The sequence below is a fragment of the Aliirhizobium sp. YIM B11859 genome (genome assembly GCF_057163345.1).
The window spans coordinates 1-8175 of the sequence record NZ_JBXHAY010000032.1 but is presented as its reverse complement, the minus strand read 5'-3'; the positions used below and the strand labels follow the sequence as shown (position 1 = coordinate 8175).

Here is an 8175-nt window from a genome sequence, read left to right as displayed (position 1 = left end):
CAATCAGACAGGCGATCTAGGGCAGGGAAAACAAGAGAGATCAGCCGTTTAGAGAAAGCGGCACGCAGTGGTCGAAGGTTCGGATCCGCTCAAGAGCTTAAAGAGGGTCGGCTAGAGTGTGTCATGCCGTTTGCACTGCATACGAGGCATATCGTCTGAGAGCGCTCACTCACGGCTCAAGGAGCCACAACGCTGAGATGGCAAAAACCAAGCTGCTTCACTTCTGTTTCGAGCGTCTTGATCCGAGCCATCAGCTAGTTTGTGATCAAGCCGATCGCGCCAGCGCATCTGGCCACGCTACGGCGTTCAGCCCGAAATGCGAGCGCAGCGTGCTGCCCTCGTATTCATGCCGGAACAGGCCGCGTTTTTGCAGAATTGGAACGACCTCGTCAGCAAAGAGTGCAAGCTGACTGTTGATGATCGGCGGCATCACGTTAAAGCCGTCGGCGGCACCCGTCCTGAACCAGTCTTCGATAATGTCAGCGACCTGCTCCGGCGTACCCGTCGCCACGAAGTGCCCGCGGGCACCCGCCAGCTTGCGAAGCAACTGCCTCAGCGTCAGGTTTTCCTTGAGCGTCATATCGATATAGCCGACCACCCGGCTTCTCGAGGCCTCGACGGCGTTCGGGTCCGGGAAGTCGTCCTTGGTCAGCGGGCGGTCCAGCGGCAGGTCGCTGAAGTCGTGGCCACCAAAACGTGCCGAGAGACGCGTCAAGCCGACATCCGTGCTGGTGAGATCGTCCAGTTCCTCCCAGACCTGCTCGGCTTCCCTGGTGGTGGACCCGATCGCCGCGCTGATGCCCGGCAGGACGACGATGTCGTCCGGGCTGCGCCCGTAACCCACGGCCCGATTTTTCACGTCGGTGTAGAATGCCTTGGCGGAATCCTTCGTCATGTGGGCGGTGAAGATGGCCTCGGCCCATCTTGCGGCAAAGCCGCGGCCCGCATCGGATTGTCCGGCCTGGATGTAGACCGGGCGGGACTGAGGGCTTTCCGGAACGTTGAGTGGGCCTTTCGTACGGTAGTGCTGGCCGGCATAGTCCGCCGGCGTCATCCGATCTCGATCGAGATATCGTCCGCCTTCGCGATCGTCGAGGACCGCGTGGGCCGGGAAGCTCTTCCAGAGGGCATCGACCGCCTCCACGAACTCCTCCGCCAGCTTGTAGCGATCGCCGTGATCGACATTCTGCTGGAGCCCGTAATTCGCCCCTGCCTCAGGAGCCCAGGACGTGACGATGTTCCAGCCTGCGCGGCCGTTGGAGAGATGATCAAGCGTCGCGAACTGGCGCGCCAGCGTATAGGGCAGACTGTAGGTGGTGGAGGCCGTTCCGATGAGGCCGATCTTCTGTGTATGGGCTGCAAGCAGGGAGAGAAGGACGATCGGCTCGAGCGATCCCGAGGATGCAAGGCCGCTGCTGTTGCCGGCCGCCAGCGTGTCGGCGAGGAACACGGCATCGAACTTCGCGCTCTCGGCAATCGCCGCTGCCTCGACATAGAGAGCAAGATCGGTGAGAGCCTTGTGGTTCGACCTCGGGTGCCGCCACGCGCCTTCGTGGTGACCGCGTGACATGAGGAAAAGGTTCAGGTGCAGATGGCGAGACATCGGGTGCCTTTCAAATGCTGTCGGCTTCGACGCCGAGGCTCTTAAGCAATTTCGTTCGGAGGGCGGCGACTTCGGTCTGGTGTTCGTGGCGAGGATGCGGAAGCGAAATCGCATGATCTTCCGCGATGCTCCCATCCTTCAGCACGAGGATACGGTCAGCCAGGAGAAGGGCTTCGTCCACGTCATGAGTGACCAGAATAATCGTTGGTCTCTCACGCTCCACGAGGCGCATCAGCAGAGCCTGCATCTTCAGCCGGGTGAGGGCATCGAGTGCACCGAAAGGCTCGTCCGCAAGCAGGAGGTCCGGCGTGCGCAGCAGGGATCTCGCCAGCGAAGCACGCTGCTTCTGCCCTCCAGACAGTGTGGAGGGCCATACGTGAGCCTTGTCGGCAAGCCCGACATCCTCGAGCATGATGGCCGCGGAGGTTTCGGCGTCCGCGCGGCGCAGACCGAGCGTCAGATTTTCAATCACCGTTTTCCACGGCAGGAGGCGGGAGTCTTGGAAGAGGACTGAGAAACTCTCCGGCGCGCTGAAATGCCCCCTGGTTTCGGCGTCGTCGTCCAGCCCCGCGAGCGCCCGCAGCAGCGTCGTCTTGCCCGAACCGGATTCGCCGAGGAGGGCGACGAACTGTCCGGCCGGGATATCCAGCGAGACACGGTCGAGGACAGTCTTGCCTTTGAAGCTGCGGGAAAGGTCGCGAAGGACCACAGCGTTGGTAATATGTGCATTCATGAGCCGAGAGCCCGTCTGTAGGAAAGTGCCTTGTCTTCGATGAACCGCACGACCGCATCGGAAAGGAGACCGAGTAGGGCGTAGATGATGATGCCGACAACGATGATGTCCGTCTGGCCCCAGTCCCGAGCCCGGTTCATCAGGTAACCGATGCCCGTCTGCGTGTTGACAAGCTCGAGCACGACCAAGGCCGTCCAGCAGAGAGCAACAGCGAGCCGCAGCGAGACGAAGAAGCCGGGCAGGGCGCCCGGCAGGGCGACATGCCGGATGAACTCGGCGCGGGTCAGTCCAAGAGTGCGCGCAAGTTCGACATGGCCGATATCAATGCCCCGCAGCGCCGCATGGGTATTGATATAGACCGGAATAAGGACGGCGGTGAAAATCAGGAAGACCTTCATCGCCTCGCCGATGCCAAGCCAGATGATGACCAACGGGATGAGGGCGAGTGTCGGCACCGCCCGCTTGATCTGCACGAGGCCGTCGATGAGTGCTTCGCCGGTTCGCGTCAATCCGGAGAGAAGAGCGAGGATGACGCCGGCGACGACACCCAGGACAAGCCCGGAATAGGCGCGGGCTGCCGAGGCTGCGAGATGCGGCAGCAGGCTGCCGTCCAGCAGCATGTCGTAGCCCGTCGCGATCGCCGTCGAAGGCGCAGCGAGCGTGCTCGGAGACAGCAGGCCCAGACGGGACGCGGCTTCCCAGACAATCAGGACGATGGCAGGGCCAAGCAGCCGTAATCCCGGCGGCAGCTTGGCAGGTACGAGCCGTGTAGAACTCTTGCGGACAGCAAGATCGAAGTGCCGATCCGTCTCCCCTTTCACAATCCTGCCGGTTGAAATGTCCGTCATGCGACCTCCGATATCAGCGAGACTGCTCGATGACCGCGTCGAACGTGTCGACGAAAGATCCCTTGGCGTCGAACTGCTCCTTGAGGGACCCGGCCTGGTAGAGGATGTCGATCAGTTTCTGATGGTGGGGGATCGCCTCGACCGACGTCTGGAAGACGAGCGGCGATTGCCCGGCGAGGATTGCCGCGGCGTCATCCGGGGAGACGCGCTGGAAGTCGGTATAATAGAACTTCGCCCAGTCCTTGTCGTGTTCGTTGCTCCATTTTCCGGCCTTCACGAAAGCGGCCAGAAACTGCTTGATGGCCTCAACCTTCGCGGGATCGGCGAGCGCTTCGGGACGGGCATAGAAGTAGGACGTGCTCGGCAGCAGCCGTCGCTCTTCAGGATCGAGTACAGGGCTTGCCCCTGCCTGTTTGGTGAGCCGCGTGACGAAGGGTTCCTGCAAGACGGCGACGTCGACGGCTCCGGAGCGCAGCGCATCGGGAAGATCTGCCACGCGGAGATTGACGAGCGTGACGTCCTCAAGTTTCAGACCTGCCCTGTTCAACGCCTCGATCAGGAACACCTGTCGGCCCGATCCCTCGACATAGCTGAGCTTCTTGCCCTTAAGCTCGGACAGCTTCTCGATCTTGAGACCCGGACGGCTCGTCAGTCGATACTGAGCGACCTCACGCGTGAACGTCCCGACAATCGGCAGAAGTGTTCCCGATGCGCGGGCCTGGATCGGGGGAGTATCGCCGACATAGGCGATGTCCAGAGCGCCCGCCCTGATCGCCTCGAGGATGGCTGGTCCGCCGGCAAAGTTCGGATATTCGACATCAAATCCGAGGGAGTCCTGCTGGCCGCTCGCCTCCAGCAGGTTGCGCACCAACTCCGATTGATCGGCCACGATGAGCTTGGTTGTCGGTTCCGCGGCGTCGGCAACGGGAGCAGCTAGGGTAAAGGCGGAAAGAAGTGCGGCGGCAGAGGTGCGCAAGAAAATTCTACGATACAAGGAATTTGCTCCGATTTCAGCCTGCAAGGTTGCGCACGACCGGTTAGGTTGGAAATTCCTTTCACTTTATCAATACTCGACTAAGTCGATAGGGTTACCTGATGCGAGTTATCGCGGGATCCGGCATTTCCGTTCTCTTGTCGGAGGTATTTGATAGATGAAAATTCCAGATAGCATTCTGGGGAGCGCGAGGTTTCGAGATTCGGCGTAAGGCCCGCCATCGATGACCTGCAGGGCGCCCGTGAGCCGGGCGAAGTGCCATCCAATGATAAGCACTACGCTCCCAAGCCAGAAGACTGCGGGTCGTAAGTTCGTGTCTACTCAAGACCAAACCCCAAACCAAAGAATTCCACCGAGTGCGCTCTAATACGGGAAATGCCTATGATCCGGCGACGGCAGTTGGCTGAGCGATTGAACGCTATCTCCAACCCGCAGCGGTCCGACGGATGAATTAATTTAAACATGTTGATGTCGAGCTCATTCCTTTCCTCTGTCTGAATAACCCTTTTCGCTGCTATCCCAGCGTCTTTTCGAAGTTCGAAGGCTTCTCAATCTTCATCATTCTGCTCGCCAGAAATTCTGGCCTTATCCGAGTTGAGTTTCCCCGCCGGATTGAGCGGCTGTTATCGCAACAAAAACAAAAGAGGGAGACAGAAGTCACGAGCCGCGTAATTTTGAGAAGAGGTGGATTTCGGCAAGTGAAATATCTCCATTCATCTCAAAGAAAACCAATTTCGCGCTGTTCTCCAGTTCGATCCTTGCTTTGACCTCGCTCGCATCATTCTGAGGTTTCTCGGAGAATGCGAAACTCTCCAACCGCAGCTTCGCTCTAACTTCTGCCAAACTGGCACCAGGGATGAAGCCGCACAGGTTTACCTTTGTGCTTTTGGATAATTTGATCCGCTTCGTTTTAGGGACAGGTTCACCGTAGTTGGCCTCCCATAACTGCAGCGCAATTCGACGAACTTCGATACGCTGGCCGACTGCCCAAATACCCACTTGAAAGTCGCCGTACCCCAGTAGTGCATCGAACGGATCTGAGCCGCCGAAATTCCACCAATCGGGAGGACCTAGTAATGTTCCTAAGGATGCAAGAGATGTATCAGGCCTTAGGATGCATTTCGGATCATTCCTCAATAAATCGTCAATACTAATAGTTTTCATTTCTTCTCACCTGAATCAGCATTGCCCTGGTCACTGCTTGAGGAATCCTTACCACCATCCTGTTTACTATCGGATTTGTTTGATAGCTTATCTGAAATCATGTCGTTCAGTTCACCCAGTTCTTTTTTGCGATCGCTATATCCTTTCTTGCCTTGCAACTCGGCCTGTGCGCCTTGAACTTGTCCTTGGAGTTTCTCCAGCCCCTCTTTAGATCCAAGAGTGGGGCCTAGCGAGCCTGCGGCCTGGTCGAATTGTTTGCCCGGAACAGATCCTCCTACAGGCTCAAATTCGAAATCCCCGTTCTTTCCGGGACGAATTCCGACCTCATGCTGCTTCCCCTTGTCGTCCACTCCCTTCCAATGAGCACCTTTGTCACCCCAATCCCCGAAACTACCTGCGCCGGTATAGATGCCATTCTTGCTGGCCATAGCATGTTGCGACGCAGTGATCTCATCTGACGGCGATAAAGCATGATAAGCTCCGTAGACTGCAAAACCCCCGACTGCGGCTACAGCGGCAATCTCGCATCCACCTCCTGCACAGGCCGCAGCGACGGCGAGGCCGATTGCAACGTCCATAAATGGACTATCGGAATTGTGCCCGTTCGGATCACTCCTGTTGACGGGATCATTTTGGGCATAGGCATATCGGTTGGTGCCGACGCCCTCCTTGACCGGATCCCAGTCATCCGGCGAGATGAACCGAGCGTTGGCGGCCGATCCGAACGACACGGAGACCATGCTGCAGACGATGAGCAGGCTCAGAATACGAGCCCACAGGCTCCGAACAAAGAATTTCATCAACAAGCCCCCGCTTGATCACTCATTGGTTTCCGATCTGGCCATCTTGCGGCCGCCAGCCGAGCGCTTCTGCTCTGGCGAAAGCGTCGATATTGCGCGCATGCCACTGGTCGGCCTTCATTTTCAGATCGGTCGGAATGTCCTCGATATTTGTGTATTTGCCGGCGAGCTGTTGCCGCAGCAGGCCGCCATAGGCGCTGCCCTGCTTGACCAGCCCATAGGCGAAATTTGGATAATGACGTAACAGCACGTCCGAGACGGCGATGGCGGTCTCGAAGTCGCCCGTATCAATCTCATGTTCAACCAGAAACGAGGCGATCAGCGCTGCTGCTTCCTCATGGGAAAGCGCCCGCAGGTAGACGCCGTTGGCAACCGCCTGATCGGACATCGGCAGTTGCTTCCGATACCAGATGTCCCGGGTGAAGCCGCCGCCACTAGTGGCCTCAAGGTTCCAGAGCTTGCCATCGTCGTCTGTGTATTTCACGAAGACATGTAGCGGCGCCTGGGCAAGCGTCATCGTCAAACCCAACCGCTGGCCAAGGGCCAGGAAGAGCATCGGCATGGTGATGCAATTGCCACGCCGGGTCATGAGATAGCGCTGTAGTAACCGGTTGGCCGGCTTTTCACCCAATCGGTCATCGAGATCATAGCGGAACGGCTTATCATTGTTCCAGGCTCCGCTCTCGTAGAGGTATCGTTTGAGTGCAGTGAGTTTTGCTGCACTATCGGCCTCCGCGCCCGCCATGCTCGCAATCTCGGCCGCCATATCATCCACCATGGATTTGATTGCTACGGTGTTCACCGACGGATCAACCACTGCATCGACGGCAAACTTTACATCGAGAAGCTCACGCGACGGCTCAAACAGGGCTTCCACCTGCTGCACCAACGCCACCCGATCTGCTCCAGTGTCTGAGAATCCAGCAGCTGCAGAGAAAAGAAGCAGCAGCACGGTCAGACACATCAGCACTGTGCGCAGTGACTGACCAGTCGCTGTCTGTGGCTTCCGGCCGGAATTCCGCGAACCAGCGATGGCAAAACCATCGCTGCTAAACGGATTCCGGCCGGCCATATCGACCGCCCGTATGTTCATTGCCGTGCATCCCGCTGCCGATCATCGCGAGCACGCGCGCCATGGGAGAGCGCTGTCGCCCCCTCAGCCGCTCCGTCATCCTTTGGAACGAACCTCCCGAATGCAGGATCGTAGTATCTTGCATTGAGATACATGAGACCTGTCTCGGCATCGAAGCGCTCGCCGATATAGCCCTTCTTGGTGGCCATGGCCTTGTTGGTCGGATCACCATATGCGGCATAGCCGGTCTTCTCGGTGATCGCGCCTGCGCTGTCGGTGACCAGCCGGACGGATGCGAGATGATCGCGATGCAGGAAGTACTTTGCCGTTTGGCCTGACGCGGTGGCGGTGATCTTGATGTCGGGATGCGGATAGAGCGTGTAGGTCTCCGATCCCGCCGTCGTCGCATCGATCTCGACATCGGCGCCCGCGTAGAGCGTCGTGCCGAACGGCCAGGCCTTTTTCACCCGAGATCCGTCGGGGCCATAGGAGAAGGTGACGGCCGAACCCGACTGCGTGACCGAACCGAGCTGGTTGGCACCGGTCCAGGCAAGGGTCCGCGTGCCATCGGCCAGCATGTTGCCATTGGCATCGTAGGAGAGCGACTTCGTACCGATCTTGGTTGCCGCATGCGGCCGCACCCCCGTGCCCGACGGATAGGTATAGGTGCCCATCTTGGTGCGGGTCAGGAGGTTGCCGTTATTGGCGTAGGTATAGGTCTCCGACAACGTGCTGTCGCCGGCATTGGTGGCGGTGACGAGACGGCTCAGGTCGTCATAGGCATAGGTCCAGTTCTCGGTGGTAGCGAGCCCGGTGATCGTCTTGATCCGGCCGAGCAGGTCACGGGTATACTGGCTGTCGAGTAGAGAGGTCGTGCCCTTCTTCGTCGTCACCCGTGTCAGCCAGTCGCGCTGGGCCGAATAGGTGAAGGTCGTTGCCACGCCATTGGCATAGGTGATCG

General features: G+C 58.7%; 8 protein-coding genes. All 8 read right to left on the bottom strand.

Annotated elements, in window-relative coordinates:
• Positions 1–265: 265 nt before the first annotated feature.
• A complete protein-coding gene (locus AC2GXZ_RS32355) occupies positions 266–1603 on the bottom strand; it encodes an LLM class flavin-dependent oxidoreductase (protein ID WP_483763353.1) in 1338 nt (445 codons plus the stop codon).
• 10 nt (positions 1604–1613) lie between these two features.
• A complete protein-coding gene (locus AC2GXZ_RS32350; protein ID WP_483763352.1) occupies positions 1614–2336 on the bottom strand; it encodes an ABC transporter ATP-binding protein in 723 nt (240 codons plus the stop codon).
• A complete protein-coding gene (locus AC2GXZ_RS32345; protein WP_483763351.1) occupies positions 2333–3184 on the bottom strand; it encodes an ABC transporter permease in 852 nt (283 codons plus the stop codon). The genes AC2GXZ_RS32350 and AC2GXZ_RS32345 overlap by 4 nt, the downstream gene beginning before the upstream one ends.
• Positions 3185–3197: 13 nt before the next feature.
• Positions 3198–4178: an ABC transporter substrate-binding protein gene (locus tag AC2GXZ_RS32340; protein WP_483763350.1), complete on the bottom strand. Its 981-nt coding sequence runs from the start codon at positions 4176–4178 to the stop codon at positions 3198–3200.
• A gap of 657 nt (positions 4179–4835) precedes the next feature.
• Entirely contained in the window at positions 4836–5342 is a 507-nt protein-coding gene (locus AC2GXZ_RS32335) for a hypothetical protein (RefSeq protein WP_483763349.1), read from the bottom strand.
• Positions 5339–6142 carry an RHS repeat protein gene (locus AC2GXZ_RS32330; RefSeq protein ID WP_483763348.1) on the bottom strand — a complete coding sequence of 268 codons (804 nt, stop codon included), beginning with the start codon at positions 6140–6142 and terminating at the stop codon, positions 5339–5341. Before AC2GXZ_RS32330 ends, AC2GXZ_RS32335 begins: the two co-directional genes overlap by 4 nt.
• A gap of 22 nt (positions 6143–6164) precedes the next feature.
• On the bottom strand, positions 6165–7235 hold the full coding sequence (locus AC2GXZ_RS32325; RefSeq protein WP_483763347.1) for a transglutaminase family protein: 1071 nt from the start codon (positions 7233–7235) through the stop codon (positions 6165–6167).
• The coding region (locus AC2GXZ_RS32320) for an RHS repeat-associated core domain-containing protein (RefSeq protein ID WP_483763346.1) at positions 7232–8175 on the bottom strand (944 nt) is incomplete at its 5' end. The genes AC2GXZ_RS32325 and AC2GXZ_RS32320, both read right to left, overlap by 4 nt.

Excerpts from the sequence above, each read along its gene's own strand:
- AC2GXZ_RS32355 (WP_483763353.1), bottom strand. The coding sequence starts at position 1,603 with ATGTCTCGCCATCTGCACCTGAACCTTTTCCTCATGTCACGCGGTCAC.
- AC2GXZ_RS32350 (WP_483763352.1), bottom strand. The coding sequence starts at position 2,336 with ATGAATGCACATATTACCAACGCTGTGGTCCTTCGCGACCTTTCCCGC.
- AC2GXZ_RS32345 (WP_483763351.1), bottom strand. The coding sequence starts at position 3,184 with ATGACGGACATTTCAACCGGCAGGATTGTGAAAGGGGAGACGGATCGG.
- AC2GXZ_RS32335 (WP_483763349.1), bottom strand. The coding sequence starts at position 5,342 with ATGAAAACTATTAGTATTGACGATTTATTGAGGAATGATCCGAAATGC.
- AC2GXZ_RS32330 (WP_483763348.1), bottom strand. The coding sequence starts at position 6,142 with ATGAAATTCTTTGTTCGGAGCCTGTGGGCTCGTATTCTGAGCCTGCTC.
- AC2GXZ_RS32325 (WP_483763347.1), bottom strand. The coding sequence starts at position 7,235 with ATGAACATACGGGCGGTCGATATGGCCGGCCGGAATCCGTTTAGCAGC.